Origin of the sequence: Pantoea sp. NGS-ED-1003 (genome assembly GCF_000738765.1) — a bacterium.
Taxonomy (GTDB): Bacteria; Pseudomonadota; Gammaproteobacteria; order Enterobacterales; family Enterobacteriaceae; genus Pantoea; species Pantoea septica.
Window position 1 is genome coordinate 153,092 of sequence record NZ_JPQA01000003.1, and the last position, 24,652, is coordinate 177,743.

The 24,652-nt window shown below is 58.1% G+C and carries 29 protein-coding genes; 12 read left to right on the forward strand and 17 right to left on the reverse strand.

From position 1 onward, the window contains the following. The first annotated feature begins 139 nt into the window (after nt 1–139). A complete protein-coding gene (gene arcB, locus JS46_RS06940; protein WP_033749258.1) occupies nt 140–2,482 on the forward strand; it encodes an aerobic respiration two-component sensor histidine kinase ArcB in 2,343 nt (780 codons plus the stop codon). Nucleotides 2,483–3,365: 883 nt separating this feature from the next. Continuing rightward, a complete protein-coding gene (gene mtgA, locus JS46_RS06945; RefSeq protein ID WP_033749259.1) occupies nt 3,366–4,085 on the forward strand; it encodes a monofunctional biosynthetic peptidoglycan transglycosylase in 720 nt (239 codons plus the stop codon). Between the two features lie 3 nt (nt 4,086–4,088). Here the strand turns inward: mtgA and npr are convergent, their stop codons facing one another. The 11 genes from npr to JS46_RS07000 all read right to left on the reverse strand — a co-directional run bounded on the left by npr (nt 4,089) and on the right by JS46_RS07000 (nt 12,080). After that, nucleotides 4,089–4,361, reverse strand: coding sequence for a PTS phosphocarrier protein NPr (gene npr, locus JS46_RS06950; RefSeq protein WP_033749260.1), 273 nt, complete (start codon nt 4,359–4,361; stop codon nt 4,089–4,091). After that, complete coding sequence (gene rapZ / locus JS46_RS06955) at nt 4,358–5,212, reverse strand: RNase adapter RapZ (RefSeq protein ID WP_033749261.1); 855 nt, start codon at nt 5,210–5,212, stop codon at nt 4,358–4,360. Before rapZ ends, npr begins: the two co-directional genes overlap by 4 nt. Nucleotides 5,213–5,266: 54 nt before the next feature. After that, complete coding sequence (ptsN, locus tag JS46_RS06960) at nt 5,267–5,746, reverse strand: PTS IIA-like nitrogen regulatory protein PtsN (RefSeq protein ID WP_033749262.1); 480 nt, start codon at nt 5,744–5,746, stop codon at nt 5,267–5,269. Nucleotides 5,747–5,902: 156 nt separating this feature from the next. Further along, on the reverse strand, nt 5,903–6,190 hold the full coding sequence (gene hpf / locus JS46_RS06965) for a ribosome hibernation promoting factor (RefSeq protein WP_033749263.1): 288 nt from the start codon (nt 6,188–6,190) through the stop codon (nt 5,903–5,905). A gap of 21 nt (nt 6,191–6,211) precedes the next feature. Beyond that, nucleotides 6,212–7,645, reverse strand: coding sequence for an RNA polymerase factor sigma-54 (rpoN, locus tag JS46_RS06970; RefSeq protein ID WP_033749264.1), 1,434 nt, complete (start codon nt 7,643–7,645; stop codon nt 6,212–6,214). A 47-nt stretch (nt 7,646–7,692) separates the two neighbouring features. Next, on the reverse strand, nt 7,693–8,418 hold the full coding sequence (gene lptB / locus JS46_RS06975) for an LPS export ABC transporter ATP-binding protein (RefSeq protein ID WP_033749265.1): 726 nt from the start codon (nt 8,416–8,418) through the stop codon (nt 7,693–7,695). Nucleotides 8,419–8,423: 5 nt separating this feature from the next. Continuing rightward, a complete protein-coding gene (lptA, locus tag JS46_RS06980) occupies nt 8,424–8,972 on the reverse strand; it encodes a lipopolysaccharide ABC transporter substrate-binding protein LptA (RefSeq protein ID WP_033749266.1) in 549 nt (182 codons plus the stop codon). After that, on the reverse strand, nt 8,941–9,519 hold the full coding sequence (lptC, locus tag JS46_RS06985) for an LPS export ABC transporter periplasmic protein LptC (protein WP_033749267.1): 579 nt from the start codon (nt 9,517–9,519) through the stop codon (nt 8,941–8,943). The genes lptA and lptC overlap by 32 nt, the downstream gene beginning before the upstream one ends. After that, nucleotides 9,516–10,082, reverse strand: coding sequence for a 3-deoxy-manno-octulosonate-8-phosphatase KdsC (gene kdsC, locus JS46_RS06990; protein WP_033749268.1), 567 nt, complete (start codon nt 10,080–10,082; stop codon nt 9,516–9,518). Before kdsC ends, lptC begins: the two co-directional genes overlap by 4 nt. A 13-nt stretch (nt 10,083–10,095) precedes the next feature. After that, nucleotides 10,096–11,082 (reverse strand): arabinose-5-phosphate isomerase KdsD, encoded by a 987-nt coding sequence (gene kdsD / locus JS46_RS06995; RefSeq protein WP_033749269.1) that lies wholly within the window; start codon nt 11,080–11,082, stop codon nt 10,096–10,098. A 17-nt stretch (nt 11,083–11,099) separates the two neighbouring features. Continuing rightward, nucleotides 11,100–12,080 (reverse strand): calcium/sodium antiporter, encoded by a 981-nt coding sequence (locus JS46_RS07000; protein WP_033749270.1) that lies wholly within the window; start codon nt 12,078–12,080, stop codon nt 11,100–11,102. Between the two features lie 225 nt (nt 12,081–12,305). Between JS46_RS07000 and mlaF the strand changes: the two genes are divergently transcribed. The 7 genes from mlaF (at nt 12,306) to murA (ending at nt 17,111) form a co-directional block, all read left to right on the forward strand. Next, nucleotides 12,306–13,121, forward strand: coding sequence for a phospholipid ABC transporter ATP-binding protein MlaF (gene mlaF / locus JS46_RS07005; RefSeq protein ID WP_033749271.1), 816 nt, complete (start codon nt 12,306–12,308; stop codon nt 13,119–13,121). Between the two features lie 4 nt (nt 13,122–13,125). Further along, nucleotides 13,126–13,908, forward strand: coding sequence for a lipid asymmetry maintenance ABC transporter permease subunit MlaE (gene mlaE, locus JS46_RS07010; RefSeq protein ID WP_033749272.1), 783 nt, complete (start codon nt 13,126–13,128; stop codon nt 13,906–13,908). A 4-nt stretch (nt 13,909–13,912) separates the two neighbouring features. Further along, the gene (gene mlaD / locus JS46_RS07015) at nt 13,913–14,458 is read left to right on the forward strand and encodes an outer membrane lipid asymmetry maintenance protein MlaD (RefSeq protein WP_033749273.1); all 546 of its coding nucleotides are present in this window, start codon (nt 13,913–13,915) and stop codon (nt 14,456–14,458) included. Between the two features lie 13 nt (nt 14,459–14,471). Continuing rightward, complete coding sequence (gene mlaC, locus JS46_RS07020) at nt 14,472–15,104, forward strand: phospholipid-binding protein MlaC (protein ID WP_033749275.1); 633 nt, start codon at nt 14,472–14,474, stop codon at nt 15,102–15,104. Between the two features lie 2 nt (nt 15,105–15,106). After that, nucleotides 15,107–15,412: a lipid asymmetry maintenance protein MlaB gene (gene mlaB / locus JS46_RS07025; protein ID WP_033749276.1), complete on the forward strand. Its 306-nt coding sequence runs from the start codon at nt 15,107–15,109 to the stop codon at nt 15,410–15,412. A gap of 115 nt (nt 15,413–15,527) precedes the next feature. Further along, entirely contained in the window at nt 15,528–15,785 is a 258-nt protein-coding gene (ibaG, locus tag JS46_RS07030) for a BolA family iron metabolism protein IbaG (RefSeq protein ID WP_033749277.1), read from the forward strand. 66 nt (nt 15,786–15,851) lie between these two features. Then, nucleotides 15,852–17,111, forward strand: a complete 1,260-nt coding sequence (murA, locus tag JS46_RS07035; RefSeq protein ID WP_033749278.1) for a UDP-N-acetylglucosamine 1-carboxyvinyltransferase — start codon at nt 15,852–15,854, stop codon at nt 17,109–17,111. A 64-nt stretch (nt 17,112–17,175) separates the two neighbouring features. On the opposite strand, the gene JS46_RS07040 is transcribed toward murA, so the two are convergent. Next, on the reverse strand, nt 17,176–17,478 hold the full coding sequence (locus tag JS46_RS07040) for a helix-turn-helix transcriptional regulator (RefSeq protein ID WP_033749279.1): 303 nt from the start codon (nt 17,476–17,478) through the stop codon (nt 17,176–17,178). Between the two features lie 248 nt (nt 17,479–17,726). Continuing rightward, entirely contained in the window at nt 17,727–18,698 is a 972-nt protein-coding gene (gene ispB / locus JS46_RS07045; protein ID WP_033749280.1) for an octaprenyl diphosphate synthase, read from the reverse strand. 256 nt (nt 18,699–18,954) lie between these two features. On the opposite strand from ispB, the gene rplU reads away from it, so the two are divergent. The 3 genes from rplU to cgtA all read left to right on the forward strand — a co-directional run bounded on the left by rplU (nt 18,955) and on the right by cgtA (nt 20,941). Further along, complete coding sequence (gene rplU / locus JS46_RS07050) at nt 18,955–19,266, forward strand: 50S ribosomal protein L21 (protein ID WP_033749281.1); 312 nt, start codon at nt 18,955–18,957, stop codon at nt 19,264–19,266. Nucleotides 19,267–19,281: 15 nt separating this feature from the next. Further along, nucleotides 19,282–19,539, forward strand: coding sequence for a 50S ribosomal protein L27 (gene rpmA, locus JS46_RS23280; protein ID WP_006121751.1), 258 nt, complete (start codon nt 19,282–19,284; stop codon nt 19,537–19,539). 229 nt (nt 19,540–19,768) lie between these two features. Then, nucleotides 19,769–20,941, forward strand: a complete 1,173-nt coding sequence (gene cgtA, locus JS46_RS07055; protein ID WP_033749282.1) for an Obg family GTPase CgtA — start codon at nt 19,769–19,771, stop codon at nt 20,939–20,941. Nucleotides 20,942–20,980: 39 nt separating this feature from the next. Here cgtA and JS46_RS07060 read toward each other — a convergent pair whose 3' ends face one another. Genes JS46_RS07060 through JS46_RS07075 form a run of 4 tightly spaced genes read right to left on the reverse strand, consistent with a single transcriptional unit; the run spans nt 20,981 to nt 24,644 of the window. After that, complete coding sequence (locus JS46_RS07060) at nt 20,981–21,397, reverse strand: hotdog fold thioesterase (protein ID WP_033749283.1); 417 nt, start codon at nt 21,395–21,397, stop codon at nt 20,981–20,983. A 3-nt stretch (nt 21,398–21,400) separates the two neighbouring features. Beyond that, nucleotides 21,401–22,159 (reverse strand): 2,3-dihydro-2,3-dihydroxybenzoate dehydrogenase, encoded by a 759-nt coding sequence (dhbA, locus tag JS46_RS07065; protein ID WP_033749284.1) that lies wholly within the window; start codon nt 22,157–22,159, stop codon nt 21,401–21,403. Further along, nucleotides 22,159–23,010, reverse strand: a complete 852-nt coding sequence (locus JS46_RS07070) for an isochorismatase (protein WP_033749285.1) — start codon at nt 23,008–23,010, stop codon at nt 22,159–22,161. The genes dhbA and JS46_RS07070 overlap by 1 nt, the downstream gene beginning before the upstream one ends. A gap of 17 nt (nt 23,011–23,027) precedes the next feature. Then, complete coding sequence (locus JS46_RS07075; RefSeq protein ID WP_033749287.1) at nt 23,028–24,644, reverse strand: (2,3-dihydroxybenzoyl)adenylate synthase; 1,617 nt, start codon at nt 24,642–24,644, stop codon at nt 23,028–23,030. Between the last annotated feature and the right edge of the window lie 8 nt (nt 24,645–24,652).

The window sequence follows — 24,652 nt, forward strand, 5'->3', positions numbered from 1 at the left end:
AGCGCCAGCGCAGGTATCGTCGGCGATCGTGGCGTCAGATGCACCATAACGGGGCGTAACGCGCGCTTTCCGGCGCTTCGTCGCGCCATCGGCAGAGTAATTACGCTATGATGAGCCTGTTCTTTTCCAGGGAGTTCGTATGAAACAGATTCGCCTGCTGGCGCAGTATTATGTTGATTTGATGGTTAAGCTGGGACTGGTGCGTTTTTCGCTGCTGCTGGCGTCGGCGCTGGTGGTGCTGGCGATGGTGGTGCAGATGGCGGTGACCATGGTGCTGCGCGGCCATGTCGAGAGCATCGACGTGGTACGTTCGGTGTTCTTCGGGCTGCTGATTACGCCCTGGGCGGTCTACTTTCTCTCGGTGGTGGTCGATCAGCTGGAGGAGTCGCGTCAGCGTCTGTCGCGACTGGTGGACAAGCTGGAAGAGATGCGCACCCGCGATTTAGAGCTCAATCAGCAGATGAAAGAGACCATCACCCAGCTCAATCAGGAAATTAACGATCGTATCAAGGCGGAGCAGGCGCGCGAGCAGGTGATGGATAAGCTGCGCGAGGAGATGGCGCGCCGCGAACAGGCGCAGATCGAACTGGAACAGCAATCCTCGTTTCTCCGCTCTTTCCTCGACGCTTCGCCCGATCTGGTGTTCTACCGCAATATCGACAAGCAGTTTTCCGGCTGTAACCGCGCCATGGAGTTGCTGACCGGCAAAAGCGAAAAGCAGCTGATCGGCCTGACGCCGCGCGATATTTATGACGATGACGCTGCTACCAAAGTGCTGGAGACGGATGAAAAAGTTTTCCGTCATAACGTGTCGCTCACTTATGAACAGTGGCTGCAATATCCGGACGGGCGCAAAGCCTGTTTTGAAATTCGTAAAGTGCCTTACTACGACCGCGTCGGCAAACGCAGCGGGCTAATGGGCTTTGGCCGCGATATTACCGAGCGTAAGCGCTATCAGGACGCGCTGGAGAATGCCAGCCGGGAGAAAACCACCTTTATCTCTACGATCAGCCACGAGCTGCGTACGCCGCTTAACGGCATTGTGGGCCTGAGCCGCATTTTGCTCGATACCGATCTCAATCAGGAGCAGCTGAAATACCTGAAAACCATTCACGTTTCAGCGATTACGCTCGGCAATATCTTCAACGACGTTATCGAAGTCGACAAGATCGAGCGCCGTAAGGTGCAGCTGGATAACCAGCCGCTCGACTTCACCGGCTTCCTGGCGGATCTGGAGAACCTTTCCGGGCTGCTGGCGCAGCCGAAAGGGCTCAGATTCGTGATGGCGCCTGAGCTACCGCTGCCGCACAAGATTTGCGCCGACGGCACGCGCCTGCGCCAGATCCTGTGGAACCTGATCGGCAACGCGGTGAAGTTCACCCAGCAGGGCGAAATCGTAGTGCGCGTCGCTTACGAGCCGAACGAGACCCTGCGCTTCGAGGTTGAAGACTCCGGGCAGGGTATTCCGCAGGAAGAGCAGGACAAGATCTTCGCCATGTATTATCAGGTGAAAGATCAGCACGGCGGCAAGCCGGCCACCGGTACCGGCATCGGGCTGGCGGTGTCGCGTCGCCTGGCGCAGGCGATGGGCGGCGATATTACCGTACGCAGCGCGCCGGGCCAGGGATCCTGCTTTACCGTACTGATCAAGGCGCCGCGCGTGGCCGAAGAGGTGGAAGATGACAGCAGGGACGACAGCATGCCGCTGCCGGCGCTGCACGTTTTGCTGGTGGAAGATATCGAGCTGAACGTGATCGTGGCGCGGTCGGTGCTGGAGAAGCTTGGCTGCAGCGTCGAGGTCGCCATGACCGGCCAGGCCGCGCTGGAGATGTTCGATCCGCTGGAATTCGATCTCGCCCTGCTGGATATCCAGCTGCCGGATATGACCGGCCTCGACGTCTCGCGCGCCATCCATCAGCGTTATCCAGACGCCAGCCTGCCGCCGCTGGTGGCGCTGACCGCCAACGTGCTCAAAGACAAAAAAGAGTATCTGGAGGCCGGTATGGACGACGTGCTGAGCAAACCGCTTTCCGTTCCGGCGCTGACCGCCATGATCAAGAAGTTCTGGGATCATCAGAACGAAGAGATCGACGCTGACCACCCTGAAAGCGATGACAAGATGCGCGCGCTGCTGGATGTGCCGATGCTGGAGCAATATATCGAGCTGGTGGGTCCCAGCCTGATTACGCAGAGCCTGACGATGTTCGAACAGATGATGCCTGGCTATCTGGAGGTGCTCGATTCGAATCTTATGGCGCGCGACCAGAAAGGCATTGCGGAAGAGGGGCACAAAATCAAAGGCGCGGCGGGATCGGTCGGGTTACAGCATCTGCAGCAGGTGGCTAAACAGATTCAAAGCCCGGAACTGCCGGCATGGTGGGACAACGTAGGCGAATGGGTCGAAGAGCTCAAGCGCGAGTGGCGTCATGACGTTCAGGTATTGCGCGACTGGGTAGCGGAAAGAGAAAACCAGGGGGCTTAAAAAAAATGACCCCAGTCGAAGACCGGGGTGCGCGAATACTGCGCCAACACCAGGGAAAAAGTCGCTGTTGCTATACTTGGAGGAGTTTAAGCGCAGCAGCGTGGTATCGGTTAACGTCTGTCATCACCTTAGCAAATTCATCAATGACCAGGTAAAGATTCATTAAAATGTGTGATGTTGAGCAGCGTTTAAATACAGAAAACATTAATTTGGCAACACAGTCAAGCAAGGAATTAATTTCTGCGTTGCATTGCGCTTATTTTGACCAATTGTTGCATTTTTTGTGCGGTTTTCGTTTGCCGTGACGATAAGAGTATGGCCTCAAACCAGGGAAAAGGGCGCCCAACCGTTTTTAGCGGTTTGAAGTATGATAACGCAATGAAATTTAAAGTATAAAGTGCTGTTGCCACGATATTATCCAAAACGTTTTGGAAAGCGCACCTTTAAAGTTCCAGATTTAAATTAAGTCCTGTCATTTTACAGGGCGCTAAGCATAAAATTGAGTGGCACAGACAGCGCTACGAAGATCAAATTAGCAGCCTGAAGTTGCCTGTTGTGTAACCATTCGCTTCAATTGGTGAAAAGCACAACAGTACGCTGTCTGTCATAGTTTAGAAACTCGAATCATTCTAAATGGTGCTTATCACAAATCGTTAAGTGTATGGCGTGGAAAGCGATAAGCGGACAACAAGTATGGAACCGATTCCTTTTTTACGGAAGTGCTTGATGTCATTCGATCTGTTTTAATATTTTACGGTTAAAACTGCGCTGCAACGGTTAAGCAACGCGTAAATTCAGGCGCTTCTTCAGCGATTTTGACTAAGACGCGACTTTCATCACGTCGGGAATTGATTAATGCAGGGAACAGGTAAGAGAACATTGCATGAGCAAGAATAAAGGGAACCGCTGGCAACGCGTTAAGCGCGCTGTTATCGGTGCAGTGGTCGCCATAGCGGGGATCTGGGTCGCCGGAATTATTCTGTTTTCCTTTCTGCCGGTGCCGTTTTCCGCGGTGATGGTGGAACGGCAAATCGGTGCCTGGCTGCGCGGCGACTTTCATTACGTCGCGCACGCCGACTGGGCGGGCCACGACGAGATATCGCCCTGGATGGCGCTGGCGGTGATTGCTGCAGAAGATCAAAAATTTCCTGAGCACTGGGGTTTTGACGTCGACGCGATTGAAACGGCGCTGGGCAGCGAAGGCGAGCGCATGCGCGGCGCCTCGACGCTGTCGCAGCAAACGGCGAAAAATCTTTTTCTCTGGGATGGACGCAGCTGGGTGAGGAAAGGGCTGGAGGCGGGCTTAACGGTCGGTATCGAAACGGTCTGGACCAAACGTCGCATCCTGACGGTTTATCTCAATATCGCCGAGTTCGGGCAGGGCACCTTCGGCGTGGAGGCGGCGGCGCAGCGCTATTTTCATAAGCCGGCCAGCCGTTTAACGATAGCGGAAGCGGCACTGCTGGCGGCGGTGCTGCCGAATCCCATCCGTTTCCGCGCCGACGCGCCTTCAGGCTATGTGCGGCAGCGTCAGCAGTGGATTATGCGCCAGATGCGCCAGCTAGGCGGAGAAGGCTTTTTGCAGCGCCATCATCTCAACTAGTCTTTACTCTTCGTCGAAGCCGGCTTCGAAAAGTTCGATGACGGCAGTCAGCGCCTGGCGCTCTTCCGGGCCGCTGGCTTCAATTTCAATATGACCGCCTTTCGCCGAGTCGAGCATCAGCAGGGCAATGACGCTGCTGGCCTCCGCCTCGGTGCCGGATTCGTTACGCAGCAACACTTCAGCGTCAAAGCTCTGTACCAGCTCAAACAGCTTCATGGCCGGACGCGCGTGCATGCCCAGCTTATTTTTGATTTCCACGGTTTGTTTGACGGTCATGATTTGCGTTTTTCCAGCGTACGATGGCGTGACTGCACGTTTTTGCCGCGTGAGCGGAAGTAGTCCGCCAGCTGCTCGGCAATATAGACCGAACGGTGTTTACCGCCGGTACAGCCGATGGCGACGGTCAGATAGCTGCGGTTGTTGGTTTCCAGCATCGGCAGCCACAGCTCCAGATAGCTGCGTGTCTGGTAGATAAAGTTGTGCACTTCCGTATGGCGATCGAGAAACGCCGCCACTGGGCGATCGAGACCGGTCATCGGTCGCAGCTTGGGATCCCAGTGCGGGTTAGGCAGAAAGCGCACGTCGAAAACGTAGTCGGCGTCGATGGGAATGCCGTGCTTGAAGCCAAATGACTCGAACACCATGGTCAGTTCGCGTTCGCGCTTGCCGAGCAGGCGCGTGCGCAGCATTTCCGCCAGTTCGTGAACCGACATTTCTGAGGTATCGATAATTAAATCGGCGCGGGAGCGCAGCGGCTCCAGCAGATCGTTCTCTTCATCGATGGCGCTTTCCAGCGACAGATTTTTGCTGGAGAGCGGGTGCAGGCGGCGCGTATCGCTGTAGCGACGGATTAGCGTATTGCGATCGGCGTCCAGAAACAGCAGCTGCGGCGAAAAGGCGTCCGGCAGATTATTCAGCGCATGTTCGAATACCTCTGGCGACTCCGGCATATTGCGCACGTCGATGCTGACGGCGGCCGAAATATTGCGTTCCACCAGCGAGTTCGCCAGCTCGGGCAACAGCACCACGGGCAGGTTATCGACGCAGTAGAACCCCATATCTTCCAGCGCGCGTAGCGCCACCGACTTTCCTGAGCCTGACCGACCGCTAACGATCATCAGCACCATGACCTTCTCTCCCGTTTTAAACCGGCGCGCACGCCGGTAAAAGCGCAGCGCGCGTTACTGCTCCTCTGGAGCTTCTGTAATAATGGCGTAGAGTTCTTCATCGCTCTGCGCCGCGCGCAGGCGGCGACACACGGTCTTATCCGCCAGGCGTTTCGCGACCAGAGAGAGCGTGTGCAGATGGGTTTTGCACTGATCCGCCGGCACCAGCAGCGCAAACAGCAGATCGACCGGCTGGTTGTCTACCGCATCGAATGCGATAGGCTGGTCGAGGCTGATAAAGACGCCGACGGCGCGCAGCGTATCCTCTTCCAGCTTGCCGTGCGGAATGGCGATACCGTTGCCGATACCGGTGCTGCCCATGCGTTCACGGGTCAGGATCGCTTCAAACAGCGTTTGATGCGGCAGATTAAGCTGCTTCGCTGCCAGCTCGCTAATAATTTCTAGCGCGCGCTTTTTACTCTGGCAGTGTACGCCGCTGCGCGTACAGTCCGGCGTCAGCACGGTGCTCAGTTCCAGTGTCAGATCGTTGTTCATTGTCGTTTCACTTGCGAGTTCACAGAGCCGCGGGCCTGCCGCGCTAAACGGCCGCGCGGTATCCCGTGGCGCTTGCACAGATGGCAAAACGGGGCGGTAAATCCGCCCCATCCTGACCGCCCTGAGCGCGCGGCAAGCGCGCTGCAAGCGTGAAGGTTAGTGTTTTTTCAGTTTGTCTTTGTGCCGGGTAAGCTGACGGGCGAGTTTATCCACCAGTCCGTCAAGCGCCGCGTACATATCTTCCGCTTCCGACGTGGCGTGCAGCTCGCCGCCGTTGACGTGCAAAGTCGCTTCCGCAATCTGAGTGACCTTTTCCACTTTCAGAACAATATAAACCTGATTGATACGATCGAAGTAGTGTTCCAGTTTGGCAAATTTCGTGCTGATGAATTCACGCAGTGGTTCGGTGATTTCAACGTTTTGCCCAGTGAGGTTTAGCTGCATAGGTCTTCCTTCTCATTTCGGTCAAACCAGCTGTTTACGCTGGTTGGAGGGCGGGATAGATAAAGACTCGCGATATTTAGCGACGGTCCGGCGCGCCACCATGATGCCCTGTTCAGATAACATGGTGGTGAGCTTGCTGTCACTCAAGGGTTTAGCGGGATTCTCCGCCGAGATTAATTTTTTCACCAGCGCGCGGATCGCCGTAGAAGAGGCTTCACCGCCGCCTTCGGTATTCACGTGACTGGAGAAAAAATATTTAAGTTCGAAGATGCCGCGCGGGCTGTGCAGGTATTTTTGCGTGGTCACGCGAGAGATGGTGGATTCATGCATATCTACGGCCTGGGCGATATCCGCCAGCACCATCGGACGCATAAACTCTTCGCCCTGCTCGAAAAAGGCCTGCTGCTGCTCAACGATGCAGCGCGTAACCTTCAACAGCGTGTCATTGCGGCTTTCCAGGCTTTTGATCAGCCAGCGCGCTTCCTGCAGATTGCTGCGGATAAACTGGCTGTCGCTGTCATTGCGCGCCGCGCCGCCCATAGCGGCATACTGCTGATTGATTCTGAGACGCGGCACGCTATCGGCGTTGAGCTCCACCGTCCAGCGCTTGCCCACTTTGCGCACCAGCACATCGGGGATGACATATTCCGGCTCGCCGGTCTGCACCGACTGGCCAGGACGCGGATCCAGCGACTGAATCAGCAGCATCGCCTCTTTCAGCACATCTTCTTTGAAACGGGTGACGCGCATCAGGCTGCGGAAATCGTGGTTGGCCAGCAGGTCGAGATGGTCGCTGACGATCAAACGCGCTTCAGCCAGCATCGGCGTGGTCGGCGCGAACTGGGAAAGTTGCACCAGCAGGCAGTCGCGCAGGTCGCGCGCGCCGACCCCGACCGGATCGAAACGCTGAATGCGCTTTAGCACCGCTTCGACCTCATCCAGCGCCAGCTCTTCATCGCCCATGCTGTCGAGGATCTCGTCAAGCGAAACGGTGAGATAGCCGGTATCGTCGATGGCGTCGACGATCGAGGTAGCAATAGCGCGATCGGTATCGGTAAAGGGCGTTAAATCCACCTGCCACATCAGGTAGTCCTGCAGCGACTGAGTGGTTTCGCCCTGATAGACCGGCAGCTCGTCGTCCTGATAGTCGGTGCCGGTGCCGGAAGGGGTGCCTGCGGTATACATCTCGTCCCAGGTGGCGTCGAGCGGCAAATCGTCCGGCATCTCTTTCTGTTCAAGCGCCTCGCGCGTGTCCAGCACCTCATCTTCCTGATAGTCGCGGCTGTCGATCTCTTCATGCACTTCAGCCTGTTCCAGCAGCGGATTGCTCTCCAGCGCCAGCTGCAGCTCTTGCTGCAGCTCAAGCGTAGAGAGTTGCAGCAGCCGGATAGCCTGCTGCAACTGCGGAGTCATCGCCAGCTGTTGGCTGAATCTGAGTTGCAAACCTTGCTTCATATTCAGGACGGGATTTCCTAAGCAAACATCGTATTAACGACACCTTATCAGAGTCTGAACTCTTCGCCCAAATAAACCCGTTTAACCTGCTCATCTTCAAGAATTTCATTTGGCGTGCCGTGAGCGATAAGACGCCCCTGGCTGACGATATAGGCGCGTTCGCAAACCGCCAGGGTTTCACGTACGTTATGGTCGGTAATCAGCACGCCGAGCCCGCTGTCGCGCAGATGCTCGATGATTTTTTTGATGTCGATAACCGAGATGGGATCGACGCCGGCGAAAGGCTCATCCAGCAGGATAAATTTAGGATTAGCGGCCAGCGCGCGCGCAATCTCGACGCGGCGGCGCTCGCCGCCCGACAGCGCCTGACCCATGCTGTCGCGCAGATGGGCGATATGGAACTCATCCATCAGCTCATTGGCACGATCCTGACGCTGCTCTTCGGTAAGATCGTCGCGAATTTGCAGCACCGCCATCAGATTGTCATAGACGCTGAGACGGCGGAAAATCGACGCCTCTTGCGGCAAATAGCCGATGCCGCGGCGCGCACGGGCGTGCAGCGGCAGGATGCTGATATCATCCTCGTCGATCACGATGCGGCCCGCGTCGCGCGGCACGATGCCGACGACCATGTAGAAGGTGGTGGTTTTGCCCGCGCCGTTAGGGCCGAGCAGGCCGACGATCTCGCCTGATTTCACCTGCAGGCTGACATCTTCCACCACGCGACGGCCTTTATAGGCCTTCGCCAGATTTTCTGCGATTAAAGTGGCCATAGCGATCAGTTACTCTTTTTCGGGCTGTTAGCGTTCTTGTCCTGCAGCTGCGACGGCACCAGCACAGTGGTGACGCGCTTGCTCTGACCCTGGCTGTAGGCCTGCATTTTCTGCTCTTTGACCAGATAGGTAATACGGTCGCCTTTGATATTGCTGTCCTGCTGCTCGATATAAGCGTTGCCGGTCAGCTCGACGAAATCTTTCGCCAGCTCATAGTGCAGCTTAGCGGCGTGGCCCTGAACCGGCTTGCCGCTGTCCTGCATCTGGTAGAAGGTGGCGGGATTGCCGTAGGCGTCCACGATGGTTTTATTGCTGTCGCCGCCGGGACGCGTCACCACCACTTTATCGGCGGTGATTTTGATCGTTCCCTGCGTCACGATGACGTTGCCGGTAAAGGTCGCCACATTGCCTTGCAGGTCCAGCGCCTGGTTTTCGGAATCGATGTTGACGGGTTTGTCCGAGTCGCCGGTCACCGCCAGCGCGGGCAAGCTGGCCGCCAGCAGAGCGCCGACCAGGAAAAACTTAAGGCTGTTGTTGTGCATTTTGAATTTCATAATAAGTTTTGACCTTTTCAATCAACTCGGCGTTTTTCGTCCGTAAATTCCCGCGCATCTTCATGCCGGTAGAGTTAAAACCGCGCCCGAACAAGGTAACTTGATCGTCGGAGGTCACGTCCTGCGAGACGAGGTTGACCTGCGCGTTGTCAGTTTTGATGCGCTGCAGCTGCGAATCCTGCGTCAGGGTATTCACCTCGACGTGGCCATACAGATAAAGCATACGATCTTTGGTTAATTTGGCTTTATCGGCGCGCACCGACCATGTCGGCACTTTATTTTCGTCGTAGGTGGTCATTACCGGCTTATCGAACCAGCTCACTTCATCCGTCGCGAAATAGGTCACTTTATCGGACACCAGTTTGTAAGCCAGCGCCCCTTGCGGGTTGTAGACCACGGTGTTCGAATTCGCGCTGGTATAGGTCGGCTCCTGATCGTTGGCGGCGACCGGCGCGCTGCTGTCATCCTGACTGGTCAGGTTCCAGCCGATTAGCACCAGCGCAATTAAGGCCAGAATCAGCGTTATCCAACGCCTGCTTTTACTCATACTGATTGCCCTTTGGCATCCTCAAATTTGTTCTGCGCCATTAAAATCAGGTCGCACAGTTCGCGTACTGCGCCGCGTCCGCCGGCGATACGCGTAACGTAATGGGCGCGCGGCGGCAGCACCGGATGCGCATCCGCTACCGCCACGCTCAGCCCTACTCGGGCCATCACTGGCCAGTCGATTAGGTCATCGCCGATGTAGGCGACCTGCTCATCGGAAAGCGACAGTTTATCCAGAAGTTCGCGATAGGCCAAAAGCTTATCGGACTGTCCCTGGTAAAGATGGCGAATGCCTAAGGTTTTGCAGCGATCCTCCATCAGACGCGCGTTGCGTCCGGTAATAATCGCCACCTCTATATCAGAGGTTAGCAAACAGCGGATGCCGTAGCCGTCGCGCACGTTAAAAGCTTTCAGCTCTTCGCCGTTATTGCCCATATAGATCACGCCGTCAGACATCACGCCGTCAACGTCGCAAATCAGCAGACGGATCTGACTGGCGCGTGCCATCACCTCCGCGCTGACCGGGCCGTAGCAGGTTTCTACCAGGGAAGTATTTACCGACATTCTCATTTCCTGTTCAGACTACGCCGGCGCGCAGCATGTCATGCATATGTACCACACCGAGCAGACGATCGTCATCGGCCACCAGCACAGCGGTAATGTTTTTGTTTTGCATCAGGTTCAGCGCCTCGACCGCCAGCATATTAGGGCGAACCCGAATGCCGCCGCGCGTCATCACTTCCGAAATTGTGGCCTTCTGAAAGTCGATGCCCATATCGAAGATGCGGCGCAGGTCGCCGTCGGTAAAGATGCCCTCGATCTTCATCAGATCGTCGACGATAACCGTCAGCCCTAAATTTTTGCGCGTAATCTCCAGCAGCGCATCGCGCAGCGAGGCGTCGCGCGTCACGTGCGGGATTTCGTCGCCGCTGTGCATGATGTCGCTCACGTGCAGCAGCAGCTTGCGGCCCAGTGCGCCGCCCGGATGCGACAGCGCGAAATCTTCCGCTGTAAAGCCGCGCGCTTCCAGCAGCGCTACCGCCAGCGCATCGCCCATTACCAGCGTTGCCGTGGTACTGCTGGTGGGAGCGAGCCCGAGCGGGCAAGCTTCCTGCGGCACTTTTACGCACAGATGCACGTCGGCGGCGCGGCCCATGGCGCTATCGGGGCGGCTGGTGAGGCAGATAAGCGGCACATGCTGGCGCTTCAGCACCGGGATCAGCGCCAGAATCTCGTTGGACTCGCCGCTGTTAGAGATAGCAAGCACCACATCGCTGCGGCCGACCATGCCAAGATCGCCGTGGCTGGCTTCGCCCGGATGCACGAAAAAGGCGGGCGTGCCGGTGCTGGCAAAGGTGGCGGCCATCTTTTTGCCGATATGGCCCGACTTGCCCATGCCCATGACGACGACTTTGCCCTGGCAGCGATAGATCATCTCGCAGGCGCGGGTAAAGTCGTCGTTAATATACTGGTCCAGCTGCTCCAGACCTTCACGCTCGATGCGCAGTACCGCTTTTCCCGCCGTCTGAAAGTCGAAATTCGCGTTTGAAAGCTGAGTTGACATGGCAAATCGGTCCTTTGTTATCCGTCGAGGAAAGCGGGCTGAATCCACAAAAGCGCGCCCCAGACGATGAAACCACAGAGTAAGAAAGCGCCTGCGACACGCCCGATGCGGCGGCGGCGCTGCAGGCAGAGCAGGGCGAACAGCGCGCTGACGGCCAGCATTACCCAGTAATCGCGCGCGAAGGCGTGCTCGTCCACGCTACCGGGATTGATCAGCGCCGGTAAGCCCAGCACGATGGCGATATTATAAATATTGGCGCCGATGAGATTGCCGATGGCGATATCGTCTTCGCCTTTCAGCGCGCCCGCCAGCACCGTCGCCAGTTCCGGCAGGCTGGTGCCTACCGCGATTAGCGTGGCGCCCATCACCAGCTCGCTGACGCCGAAATAATCGGCAAAGGTGGTGGCGTTGTCGATCACCATGCGCGTCGCCATGGGCAAAATAATCAGCGCGACCGCCAGCCAGAGAAAGGCGACCGTGTTGCCGCTCTCTTCGCGCGGCAGCTCCGCGAGCTGTTCGCGAGTCAGGGTATCGCTATTGTCCCGCTCGGCGCGGCGCGCGAAGCGGATCGCCACCAGCAGATAGGCGATGGCGATGGCGATCAGGCCGAGGCCGTCAAGGCGGCTCAGGTAGTTATCGAACAGCATCAAGCCGCTGAGCAGCGAGACCAGCAGCATCAACGGCAGTTCGCGCCGGATCAGATTGGAGTATATGTTCAGAGGGTGCAGCAGCGCCGCGCCGCCGAGTATCAGTAAAATATTGGTAATATTGGAGCCCAGCGCGGTGCCGACGGCGAGATCCATCTGGCCGTGCTGCGCGGCTGAAAAAGAGAGGATCATCTCGGGTAGCGAAGTGCCGATGCTGACGACCGTCATGCCGATAATCAGCGGCGGGATGCCAAAGGATCGACACAGTATCGCGGCGCTAAACACCAGACGATCGGCGCCATAAGCCAGTAAAATCAAACCAATGATCAGCAGGGCAGCGGCTACGAACATGAAAAATCCTTGGGTGAAATGCGTTGCCGACACGTCTTGTGCGGCAGGTTTCAGGTTCTGTCATCAGAAACAGGCGCTGATTTTGACCGTCTGAGCGGCAAAAGTAAATTTTATGCCCGCTTTCGCCAAATGAAGGCAGTAAGTTTCTGTAATGCTATCGTGAACTGGCGCGTTACAGGCTACCATCGTAGGCTTTATAACGCCCGATCCACAGAAGAGGTAATAATGGACCAACAGGAAACGAACCTGGTTGAGGTTCGTGGCGTCAGTTTTACACGCGGCGATCGTCCGATTTTCGACGATATTTCGCTGACGGTGCCAAAGGGAAAAGTTACGGCCATTATGGGGCCGTCGGGCATAGGCAAAACCACGCTGCTGCGCCTGATCGGCGGCCAGCTGCAGCCCGATCGGGGCGAGATCTGGTTTCGCGGCGAAAATATTCCCAGCTTGTCCCGCGCGAAGCTTTATGAAACCCGTAAAAAGATGAGCATGCTGTTCCAGTCCGGCGCGCTGTTCACCGACCTGACGGTATATGAAAACGTGGCCTGGCCGCTGCGCGAGCATACGCAGCTGCCTGCGGCGCTGCTGCACAGCACGGTGATGATGAAGCTGGAAGCGGTGGGACTGCGCGGCGCGGCGCAGCTGAAGCCGGCAGAGCTTTCCGGCGGCATGGCGCGCCGCGCCGCGCTGGCGCGCGCGATCGCGCTTGAGCCGGAGCTCATCATGTTCGACGAACCTTTTGTCGGCCAGGATCCCATTACTATGGGCGTGCTGGTCAAGCTGATCGACGAGCTCAACCATTCGCTGGGTCTCACCTGCATTGTGGTATCGCACGATGTGCCGGAGGTGCTCAGCATCGCCGACAGGGCCTATATTGTGGCTGGCCAGAAAATCATTGCGCAGGGCAGCACGCCGGAGCTGCGGCAAAATCCCGACCCGCGCGTGCGTCAGTTTCTGGATGGGATCGCGGACGGACCTGTCCCGTTCCGGTTTGCCGCCGGAGACTATCTTGCCGACTTAACCGGCTCAGGGAGAGTGTAAGCCAATGTTGTTAAAGGCGCTGGCGTCATTAGGACGCCGGGGAATCAATACCTGCTCCACCTTTGGTCGGGCAGGCTTAATGCTGTTTCACGCGCTGGTAGGGAAACCTGCCTTTCGTAAACACACGCCGCTGCTGATCAAACAGCTTTACAGCGTCGGCGTCTTATCGCTGTTGATTATCGTCGTGTCCGGGCTGTTTATCGGCATGGTGCTGGGGCTGCAAGGCTATCTGGTGCTGACCACCTACAGCGCGGAAACCAGTCTCGGCATGCTGGTGGCGCTGTCGCTGCTGCGCGAGCTGGGGCCGGTCGTGACCGCGCTACTGTTCGCCGGCCGCGCCGGATCGGCGCTGACGGCGGAGATTGGCCTGATGAAGGCGACCGAACAGCTCTCCAGCATGGAGATGATGGCGGTCGATCCGCTGCGCCGCGTTGTCTCGCCGCGTTTCTGGGCGGGCTTTATCAGCATGCCGCTGCTGACGCTGATTTTTACCGCCGTCGGCATCGCTGGCGGCGCGCTGGTTGGCGTGAGCTGGAAGGGCATCGACCCCGGCTTTTTCTGGTCGGCGATGCAAAACGCGGTCGATTTTCGCACTGACGTAATCAACTGCATTATCAAAAGCGCCGTTTTTGCCGTGACGGTCACCTGGATCGCGCTGTTTAACGGTTACGACGCGATTCCGACCTCTGAAGGGATTAGCCGCGCGACGACGCGCACCGTGGTGCACGCCTCGCTGGCGGTGCTCGGTCTGGATTTTGTGCTGACAGCACTGATGTTTGGGAACTAATGCAATGCAAAGCAAAAAAAGCGAAATTTGGGTTGGCGTGTTTATGCTTCTGGCGCTGGTGGCGATGCTGTTTCTCTGCCTGCGCGTGGCGGATCTTAAGTCGCTCGGCACGCAGCCGACCTGGCAGCTTTACGCCACCTTCGATAATATCGGCGGCCTGAAAGTCAGCTCGCCGGTTAAAATCGGCGGCGTAGTGATCGGCCGCGTCACTGACATCTCCCTTGAACCTAAAACGCTGCTGCCGCGCGTCACTATGGCGATCAGCGAGGAGTACGCCGACAAGATTTCCGACACCAGCTCACTGGCGATCCGCACGCAGGGCTTACTCGGCGAACAATTTTTAGCGTTGAATTTAGGCTTTGACGATCCCGAGCTGGGCTCGGCGATGTTGAAAGACGGCGACACGCTCCGCGATACCAAATCGGCTATCGTGCTGGAAGACCTGATTGGTCAGTTCCTCTACAAGAGCGGCGGCGACAATAAAAACGATACGGATAACAAGGATCCGCAGGGCGAAGAGAACGCCCCTGCGGCCCCGGCCCAACCCTGAGAGGTAACAATCGATGTTTAAACGTTTACTGATGGTCGCCATGCTGGTTATCGCGCCGCTGGCCGCGGCGAATGCAGCCGATCAAACCAACCCCTATAAGCTGATGAACGAAGCGGCGGCGAAGACCTTCACGCGCCTGAAAAACGAACAGCCGAAGATTAAGCAGAACCCCAACTATCTGCGCGACGTCGTGCGTCAGGAGCTGCTGCCCTACGTGCAGATCAAGTATGCCGGCGCGTTAGTGCTCGGCCGCTACTACCGCGAGGCGACGCCGGCGCAGCGCGAAGCCTACTTCAACGCCTTCGGCGACTATCTGGCGCAGGCTTACGGTCAGGCGCTGGCGCTCTATCACGGCCAGACTTATCAGATCCAGCCGGAGCAGCCGCTGGGCGACGCTAAAATCATCGCTATTCGCGTGACCATTATCGATCCCAACGGCCGCCCGCCGGTACGTCTCGATTTCCAGTGGCGTAAGAACAGCCAGAGCGGCAACTGGCAGGCGTACGATATGGTGGCGGAAGGCGTCAGCATGATCACCACCAAGCAAAACGAGTGGAGCGATCTACTGCGCACCAAAGGCATCGACGGCCTGACCGCGCAGCTTAAAACCTATGCGGCGCAGCCGATTACGCTGGATAAACAGTAACGATGCATGAGTCATTACGCTGGCAGCGTGACGCCAGCACGCTGTCGCTGTACGGCGAACTGAACCGCGATACGCTGCTGGCGCTGTGGCAGCAGCGCGACACGCTGATCGACAAAGCAGAGATTATCGACGTTTCCGGACTGGCGCGCGTCGACTCGGCCGGTCTGGCGCTTCTGGTGCACCTGCGTGAAATCGCCCGCGCTCAGGGCGTCACGCCGCGTTTTAGCGGCATCAGCGAGAAATTGCAGTCGCTGATCACTCTCTACAATCTTCAGCAGATTATTGTTTCTGCGGAAAAAAGCAGCTGACCGCTTTCTCACACTCTTAAGCCCCTGTTTCTGGCAGGGGCTTTTGCATGTTTAAGAGTCCGCCGCTTTCCTCTAAGATGTCCCCCTTTATTCTTTACAACTTAAGTAATGAGCAATGGAAAACAGTGAAATTCAGGCCGTGCTGATGAAAGCGCTGCCGCTGGACGAAGTCCACGTGATGAGCAACGACGGCAGCCACTTTCAGGTAATTGCCGTAGGTGAAATGTTTGGCGAGCTGAGCCGCGTGAAAAAACAGCAGGCCGTCTACGCGCCGCTGATGGAGTATATCGCCGACAACCGCATTCATGCCGTCTCCATTAAAACTTATACCCCTGCTGAATGGGCGCGCGACCGTAAACTCAACGGTTTCTGAGCCTTCATCATGGGCGCTCGCCGCTGGCGAGTTCTTCCCGTCTTTAGTTAATTGAGAGCCGTGTTAATGGACAAATTTCGTGTGCAAGGCCCCACCCGTCTGAGTGGTGAAGTAACCATTTCTGGGGCGAAAAATGCCGCGCTGCCGATTCTGTTTGCTGCGCTGCTGGCTGAAGAGCCGGTCGAGATCCAGAACGTGCCGAAGCTGCGCGATATCGATACCACAATGAAGCTGCTGAGCCAGCTGGGTGCGAAGGTTGAGCGCAACGGCTCCGTCCACGTCGACGCCAGCAAGGTCGATATTTACTGCGCGCCGTACGATTTAGTGAAAACCATGCGCGCTTCTATCTGGGCGCTCGGACCGCTGGTCGCACGCTTCGGCCAGGGTCAGGTCTCCTTGCCGGGCGGCTGCGCCATCGGCGCGCGTCCGGTCGATCTGCATATTACGGGCCTGGAGCAGCTGGGCGCCGAAATCAAGCTGGAAGAGGGCTACGTTAAAGCCTCTGTCGACGGCCGCCTGAAAGGCGCGCATATCGTGATGGATAAAGTGAGCGTAGGCGCGACCGTGACCATCATGAGCGCGGCGACGCTGGCTACCGGCGTCACCATTATCGAGAACGCGGCGCGCGAACCGGAAATTGTCGATACGGCCAACTTCCTGATTACGCTGGGCGCGAAGATTAGCGGCGCAGGTACAGACAAGATCACCATCGAAGGCGTTGAGCGTCTGGGCGGCGGCGTCTATCGCGTCCTGCCGGACCGCATCGAAACCGGCACCTTCCTGGTGGCGGCGGCGATCTCAGGCGGCAAAGTGCTGTGTCATAACACCCAGCCGGACACGCTGGACGCCGTACTGGCGAAGCTGCGCGACGCGGGCGCCGACATCGAAACCGGCGACGACTGGATTAGCCTGGACATGCACGGCAAACGTCCTAAAGCGGTCAACGTGCGCACGGCGCCGCACCCGGGCTTCCCAACGGACATGCAGGCGCAGTTCACCCTGCTTAACCTGGTGGCGGAAGGCACGGGCGTCATCACCGAAACCATTTTCGAAAACCGCTTTATGCACATCCCGGAGCTGATCCGTATGGGCGCGCACGCGGAAATCGAGAGCAACACTGCCATCTGCCACGGCGTGGAAAAACTCTCCGGCGCGCAGGTGATGGCGACCGATCTGCGGGCGTCAGCGAGCCTGGTGCTGGCGGGTTGCATCGCCGAAGGCACGACGCTGGTGGATCGCATCTACCATATCGATCGCGGCTATGAGCACATCGAAGATAAGCTGAAGGCGATGGGCGCGCAGATTGAACGCGTAAGCGCTGAATAAACCCAGCGCGAATAAGAAAACCAGCCACGGCAGCGCGGCTGGTTTTTTTTTGCCTGTTCGATCCTCAGGCGCTGGCGGGATCCTGCTTGCGCTTCTCGTCTCCTGCGGGGGATCGAATACGCTTTTTGCGATCCAGCAGCAGGTGGGTCTGCGGATCGTAGTAGCGGCTTGGCCAGATCTCGGCGGGATGGACCTCAATCGCCTCCGCAATTAGCCACTCTCCTTTCGGCCAGGGACGCGAAAGGGCATTGGCCAGCGTGGATGAACTCAAGCCCGCCTGGCGTGACAACGCCGCCAGCGTCGTGCCGCGTCTGCGCAGCGCGGCAATCACATCGGCGGGATGCCAGTCTTCACTCCTTTTTTGCATATCGCATTCTCCTTGTTCCTTGCGTGAATATTCCCAGTGCAGCGAGGGATCTTGCTCTTTTCTCTTATCTGGAAAGTTGTGGAATTTTTATACCAGAAAGTTTCTTGTTGTTTCCAGTAATTTTTGGCCCAGTCGCGAGAAGTGAGCGTCTCGACGCAAAAGCGCGGCAACAACAGAGAGGCGTTTCTGAAAAAAGTGAAGCGGGAAGGGGAAAGCAGCGGAGCTGCGGCGGCAGCTCCGAAGGGAGATCAGAAATCGCGCTGGACAGACATATGCGCCAGCGCTTCGAGCGCGCTGCGCCAGGGCGATTCCGGCAGCGCGCTGAGCGCCGCAATAGCCTTATCCGCTTCCTGCTCGGCGCGCTTGCGGGTCCATTCCAGCGAACCGCACTGCTGCATGGCGGCGAGCACCGGTTCGAGCAGGTGACGGCCATTGCCCTGTTCGATCGCCTCGCGGATCATCTTCGTCTGTTCCGGCGTGCCGTTATGCATCGCATGCAGCAGCGGCAGCGTCGGCTTGCCTTCGCTGAGATCGTCGCCGGTATTTTTGCCCAGCGTGGCGCCGTCGGCGCTGTAGTCGAGCAGATCGTCGATTAACTGGAAAGCGGTGCCGAGAAAGCGTCCGTAATCCTGCATCGCTTTCTCCTGCGCCGGCGTGGCGTCGGCGAGAATAGCGGATGCCTGCGAAGCGGCTTCGAACAAACGCGCGGTTTTGCTGTAAATCACGCGCATATAGCTCTCTTCGGTAATGTCCGGATCGTTGACGTTCATCAGCTGCAGCACTTCGCCTTCGGCTATCACGTTCACCGCTTCGGACATCAGCGCCAGAATGCGCAGCGAGCCCATGCTGGTCATCATCTGGAAGGCGCGCGTATAGATAAAGTCGCCGACCAGCACGCTGGCCGCATTGCCGAACGCCGCGTTAGCGGTGGCTTTGCCGCGACGCATATCGGATTCATCCACCACGTCGTCATGCAGCAGCGTCGCGGTGTGGATAAATTCGATCAGCGCCGCGTTAATGACGTGCAGCTCGCCCTGGTAGCCGAGCGCGCGTGCCGAAAGCACGGCGATCATCGGACGGATGCGCTTGCCGCCGCCGCTGATGATGTAATAGCCAAGCTGATTAATCAGCGAGACCTCGGAATTCAGCTGGTCGAGGATGGTCTGGTTGACGGCCGCCATATCCTGCGCGGTTAATTCATTAATTTGTTCTAAGTTCATTCGTCTGTTCAGCTTTGACTCGTTTCAACGGCTCATGGTACGTGCTTTAACCAGCCTGAGTTCGGGTAATCTGTTACTGATTGTACTTGAATTTTCCGGATGAGAAACGTTTGCGATCGGCCTGTGTTTTTTTTCTGCAAGAGAGTGCAAAGTGCTCTTGTCTTCTGCTGGAGATTTGCGTAGAATTCGCGCCCTATTGTGAATATTTATCGCGCCGCCTGATGAACGAAAGGCATGCGCAGAAGCGGAGTTTTATATGTACGCGGTTTTCCAAAGTGGTGGTAAACAACACCGAGTAAGCGAAGGTCAGACCGTTCGCCTGGAAAAGCTGGACATCGCAACCGGTGAAACCATTGAGTTTGACCAGGTGCTGATGATCGCAAATGGCGAAGACGTGAAAATCGGCGCGCCACTGGTTTCAGGCGGCGTTATCAAAGCTGAAATCGTTGCTCACGGTCGTGGCGAGAAAGTTAAAATCGTTAAGTTTCGTCGTCGTAAGCACTACCGTAAGCAGGCTGGCCACCGTCAGTGGTTCACTGATGTGAAAATTACTGGCATCAGCGCTTAAGAGGAGATCTGACAAATGGCACATAAAAAGGCTGGTGGCTCGACTCGTAACGGTCGTGACTCCAATGCAAAACGTCTGGGTGTAAAACGTTTCGGTGGCGAATCTGTTCTGGCAGGTAGCATCATCGTTCGTCAGCGTGGTACTAAATTCCACGCCGGTAACAACGTAGGTTGTGGTCGTGACCACACCCTGTTCGCTACCGCAGACGGCAAAGTTAAATTCGAAGTGAAAGGTCCGAACAACCGTAAATACATCAGCATCGTTGCTGAGTAAGGTTGTCGTGACGCAGACAGCGACTGTCTGAACGCACGAATAAAAGCCCCGCAGCCATTGCGGGGCTTTTTACATTCTGCGACCTGTCGTTGCGTATTGCTGTACACTTTATGTACGCCTGATGCAAATCAGTCCTGATTTATCCGCCGCCGGTCAGCGCAGACAGACCCTGGCGGACCCGTTCGCAGCCCAGCAGGGCGCGCGGACGATTGTGTGACGGAGAAAGAAAATGAAGTTTGTTGATGAAGCGACAATCCTGGTGGTTGCCGGCGATGGCGGCAATGGCTGCGTCAGCTTCCGCCGTGAAAAATATATTCCGAAAGGCGGTCCAGACGGCGGCGACGGCGGCGACGGCGGCGATGTCTATCTGATTGCCGACGAGAACCTGAATACCCTGATTGACTACCGCTTTGAGAAATCCTTCCGCGCCGAACGCGGTCAGAACGGCCAGAGCCGCGACTGTACCGGCAAACGCGGTCAGGACATCATCGTCAAGGTGCCGGTCGGCACGCGCGTGATCGATCAGGGTACCGGCGAAACGCTGGGTGATATGACGCGTCACGAGCAGAAGCTGATGGTCGCCAAAGGCGGCTGGCACGGCCTGGGCAACACGCGCTTTAAATCCTCGGTAAACCGTACCCCGCGTCAGAAAACCATGGGCACGCCGGGCGAGAAGCGCGATTTGCAGCTGGAGCTGATGCTGCTGGCTGACGTTGGCATGCTGGGCCTGCCGAACGCCGGTAAATCGACCTTTATCCGCGCCGTCTCTGCGGCCAAGCCGAAAGTGGCGGATTATCCGTTTACCACGCTGGTGCCGAGTCTGGGCGTGGTGCGCATGGACAGCGAACAGAGCTTCGTTGTCGCCGATATCCCGGGCCTGATTGAAGGTGCCGCCGACGGCGCTGGCCTTGGTATTCGCTTCCTGAAGCACCTCGAGCGCTGCCGCGTGCTGCTGCACCTGATCGATATCGCGCCGATCGACGAGTCCGATCCGGTAGAAAACGCGCGCATTATTCTCGGCGAGCTGGAGAAGTACAGCGACAAGCTGTTCAACAAGCCGCGCTGGCTGGTGTTCAATAAAATCGACGTCATCGGCGAAGAGGAAGCGCAGGCGCGTGCCAAAGCGATTGCCGAAGCGCTGGGCTGGGAAGAGAAATATTATCTGATCTCCGCAGCAAGCCGTCAGGGCGTGCAGGATCTCTGCTGGGACGTGATGAGTTTCATCAACGCCAACCCGAAAGAAGCGGAAGAAGAAGAGAAGAAACCCGAGAAAGTCGAGTTCATGTGGGATGATTACCACCGTGAAACGATGGAAAGCGTGGTTGAAGAAGAAGATGAAGAGTGGGATGACGACTGGGACGAAGATGACGACGAAGGCGTCGAAATCATCTACCAGCGTTAATGCCGGAAAAAAGGGACAGCGAAAGCTGTCCCTTTTTCGTTACCCCAGCACCGCCACCGTCAGGCGCGACGAGCAGCAGAGCTGACCGCGCACGTTGCGGATTTCAATCTGCCACACCTGATTGCGTGAGCCGATATGCAGCGGGCGGCAGATGCCGCGCACTTCGCCGCTGGAGACCGAGCGGTGATGGCTGGCGTTCACCTCAATGCCCACCACGCTTTTGCCCTCTTCGGTGCAGAGATAGCCGGCGATCGAGCCCATCGACTCCGCCAGCACCACCGACGCGCCGCCATGCAGCAGGCCGAAAGGCTGATGGGTGCGCGCATCGACCGGCATGACCGCCTCCAGGTAATCGTCGCCGATGGCGGTAAAGCGGATGCCGATATGCGCCACCAGCGAGTTCTCGCCGATCGCGTTCAGCGCGTCGAGATCGGTCTCGCGTTTCCAGATCGCCATCGGTCAGGCTCCCAGCGTCGCGCCGCCGTCGACCACGATATCCTGCAGCGCCACGTGGCTGGCAAGATCCGAGGCGAGAAACAGCACGTTGTTGGCGATCTCCTGCGGCGTGGCGATCTTCCGCAGCGGGATCCCCAGCTTATATTGATCCGGGAAGCCGTCGATCATCTCCTGCTCGGCGGTCGGCGTATGCCACAGGCTGCGCTGCATCTCGGTGTCGGTCGAGCCGGGCGAAACGATATTGCAGCGCACGCCATAGGGCGCCATCTCCAGCCCGACCGTCAGAGTGAGGCTGCGCAGCGCGGCTTTTGACGCGCCGTAGGCCGACATGCCGATACGCGGCGCGTGCGCCGAGTTAGAGGCGATAGAGACAATGGCGCCTGCACGCTGCTGGCGAAACACCGGCAGCGTCTGCTGGAACATATTGAAGGCGCCGCCCACGTTGACCGCCAGACAGGCCTGGAAATCCGCGGCGGAAATTTCGTCGGTGGCGCCGATACGCAGGATGCCCGCGCCGTTCACCAGCACGTCGAGGCGCGGCTGCTGTGCCAGCAGGCGCTGGCACACCGTTTTCACCTGTCCGGCATCGGCCACGTCAAGCGTATGGCAGGCGAAAGGGTAGTCGATGTCGTGAAAGCGCAGATCGAAACCCTGAACCTGCGCGCCCGCAGCGTGAAACGCCAGCGCGGTATAGTAGCCGATGCCCTGGCCTGCGCCGGTCACCCAGACCTGTTTACCGCTAAAGTCGAAGCGCTGGTTCATTACGCAGGCTCCCGTGACAGCAGCGCCCACCAGCCGTCGATAGTGGGATTTTTCGCCAGGCTGACGAAGTCGATATCGCCGTGCGCCTGACGCCAGCGCGCCGCCAGCGCCATCATGCGTACGGAATCGAGACCGTAGTCGATCAGGTTCTCATTATCTTCCGGCACGTCGTCGTCTTCCAGCAGCGGCAGAACCAGCGCGCGCAGATCCTCCTTGCTGAGCGGCAGCGGCATTAAATCTGCGGTCATCATCACTTTGCCGCTGCGTCCGGCGGTATAGGTCAGCGCCATCATATGTTCTTCGCGGCTAAAGTCCGCCAGCGCATCCGCCACCATAAAGGGCTGGATGTTGCGCATAAAGGCATCGGTCGCGGTGGTCAGGCAGCCTATGTGGGCGTACACGCCGGTGATGATCAGCTGATCGCGTCCCATCTCCTGCAGAATCGACTCCAGCGGCGAGCGGACAAAGGCGCTGTAGCGCCACTTGGTCAGCACCTGATCCTCGGCGTCGGGCGCCAGCGCATCGACAATCTTCTGCTGCTCGGGATGTTTGTTCAGGCCTGGCCCCCACATATCGTTCAGCAGCGCGCGATCTTCATCGCTCTGCTGATTAGGCTGCGCGGTATAGAACACCGGGATGCCCTGCGACTTGCACCAGGCGCGCAGGCGGGCGATGTTCTCCACGACCTGATTGACCAGCGGGCTGTTTTCGCCCCAGAAGTTAAGAAAGTAGGCCTGCATATCGTGAATCAGCAGGGCGGCGCGCTGCGGCTCCAGCGTCCATTTCACCTTGTTGGCGGGCAGCTCGGCGGCGGCAGGCAGCGAATATGAGGTCAGTTTTGGAATAGCCATAAAATCTCCGGAACAGGTCAGGCTTGCGCTTGTTGATCGGCAAGCTGTTGGCGCAGGCGTTTCTTGTCTACTTTGCCGACGGGCGTCAGCGGCAGCGCATCCACGCAGGTAATACGATCGGGCAGTTTATATTCGGCGACGCCCAGCTCGCGCAGATGGCGGCGCAGCGCCACCGGCTTGAGCGGCTGACGCGCGACGATAAAGGCGCAGCTTTTTTCACCCATCAGCTCGTCATGCATCGACACCAGCGCCGCATGGATCACGTCCGTATGGCGCTGCAGCAGGTTTTCGATCTCCTCGGCAGCGATCTTTTCGCCGCCGCGGTTGATCTGATCTTTCTCACGCCCCTGCACGGTGATATAGCCCTGCGGGTTAATCTCGATCAGATCGCCCGAGCAGTAAAAACCGTCGGCGTCGAAGCTGGCGGCGTTGTGCTCCGGGCTTTTGTAGTAGCCGCGGAAGGTATAGGGGCCGCGCGTCATCAGGCGGCCGATGGCGCCGGTCGGCAGCGGATCGCCGTTCTCGTCGGCTACCCAGACCTCATCGTCCGGCGAAATCGGACGGCCCTGAGTGGTGAGAATGGTCCGCTCGTCGTCGTCGAACCGGGTGTAGTTCACCAGCCCTTCGGCCATGCCGAACACCTGCTGCAGCCGGCAGCCGATCTCGCTCTGAATGCGCGCCGCCAGCGTTTCGCCCAGTTTGGCGCCGCCGACCTGCATCCGCTGCAGCGACGCCAGCGCCTGGTTGCTGCCCCACTCCTGGATCGCCTGTAGCCACAGGCTGACGGCGGGCGGCACCAGGCCGGTATCGGTGACCTGGTGCTTTTCAATCAGCGGGAAGCAGTTCGTCGCGCTGGGATCCTCGGCCAGAATCACCTGGCCGCCCGCGTAGAAGACGCCGAGCGCGCCGGGCGAGCTCATCGCAAAGTTATGCGGCGCCGGCAGGGCGATCAGATAACGCGTGTCGGCGGTGACCGCGCAGATCTCGTCGCTGGCGCGGATGCTGTAGTAGTAGTCGTTGTGGGTGCGCGGGATCAGCTTCGGCGTGCCGGTGCTGCCGCCAGAAAGCTGGAAAAAGGCGACTTCGTCAGCGGCGGTCGGCGTCGGCTGAAAATCGCCCGCCGCTTCGGCCATGAGCGCTTCCAGCGTGTTTTCCGGCTGGTTGTCGTTGCGCAGGATCACCTGCTGCAGCGACGGCTGCGCGGCGCACAGCGCGTCGATAAAACTGTCGTCGGCGAACAACGCATGGCGGCGATCGGCGATCAGCAGCGCGGGTTCGATCTGCGCGGCGTAGGCCTGCAGCTCGGTGCGCTGGTGGCTGAACAGCGCATAGACCGAGGCGACGCCCAGCTTGAACAGGGCGAAAACGGTAACGTAGAAGTCGGCGACGTTGCCAAGCTGCACCAGCGCGGTGTCGCCGTTTTTCAATCCGCGGCGCTGTAGCGCGGCGGCGAGGTTGTCGCTGCGCTGCGCCAGCTGACGGTAGCTCAGCCGCAGATCGCCTTCGATAACGGCGATGGCGTCGCTATTTTCATGACGCGCCAGGATATCGGTCATCGGCACATCCAGCCAGTAGCCTTTCTCGCGGTAGCGTGCCGCCAGATCGTCTGGCCAGCGATGGTAAGGGATCGACATGGTATTTC